This window comes from Paraprevotella xylaniphila YIT 11841, from assembly GCF_000205165.1.
In the GTDB taxonomy this organism is placed as follows: domain Bacteria; phylum Bacteroidota; class Bacteroidia; order Bacteroidales; family Bacteroidaceae; genus Paraprevotella; species Paraprevotella xylaniphila.
This window is the reverse complement of sequence record NZ_GL883810.1, coordinates 1-806: the sequence shown is the minus strand read 5'-3', so window position 1 is coordinate 806 and position 806 is coordinate 1. Positions and strand designations below refer to the sequence as shown.

Annotated in this window: 2 protein-coding genes; both read left to right on the top strand. The window is 45.0% G+C overall.

The window, feature by feature from the left end; all coding sequences use genetic code 11:
* The first annotated feature begins 45 nt into the window (after positions 1 to 45).
* Positions 46 to 564, top strand: coding sequence for a helix-turn-helix domain-containing protein (locus tag HMPREF9442_RS00855; protein WP_008624243.1), 519 nt, complete (start codon positions 46 to 48; stop codon positions 562 to 564).
* 41 nt (positions 565 to 605) lie between these two features.
* The coding region (locus HMPREF9442_RS00850) for an IS3 family transposase (RefSeq protein ID WP_008624240.1) at positions 606 to 806 on the top strand (201 nt) is incomplete at its 3' end.

Below are 806 nucleotides of genomic sequence, written 5' to 3'. Positions count from 1 at the left end.
TGAACTGCCCCCCAAAAGTTAGACACAAAACTTTTGGGGTGCATTATGTATAGACGCCACACCTTTGAAGAACGACTTTTAATAATTAGCCGTTTAATATGCGGAGAGTCCCTTGAAGCTATTTGCAGAGAGGGGAAACTCGATAAAAAGATGGTTCGCCAATGGCTTCTTCGCTATGAGAAATATGGAGATGAAGGTCTTCGAGGAACAAGGTCATATCATTATTCAGCCGTAGAAAAGCTGTCAATAGTAATGGAAGTTGAAGAAAAAGGAATACCTTTGCAAGAGATATGCCTTCGATACGACTTAAACAGGACAACGATTCAAGAGTGGCTTCGCAAGTATCGTGCGGGGAAAACACTTGAAAACAGAAAACGGGGGCGACCTCCTAAAGACTCTATGGCAAGACCTAAGAAGAAAGAACCACAGACTGAGCTCGAAAAGCTTCAGGCGGAAAACCTCCGCTTACGGGCTGAGAATGCGTTACTAAAAAAAGTGAAGGCCTTAGTCGAGGAACAGAAAGCCCGGGCACTGCTCAATGGGCAAAAGCCATCGACGAACTAAGGTCGGAATATCCCCTTGACTTGCTTCTGAAGTTAAGGCAGATGGCTCGCCCTGTGTTCTATTACCATCTTAAACGCCTGAAAATCGCAGATAAATATGCCGCGGAAAAGAAAGAGATTAGAGATATTTTCCATGAGCATAAAGGACGCTATGGATACAGGCGGATAACTGCGGAGATGCGCAATCGCGGCTATACCATAAACCATAAGACCGTGCGGCGCATCATGATAGAGATGGGGCTT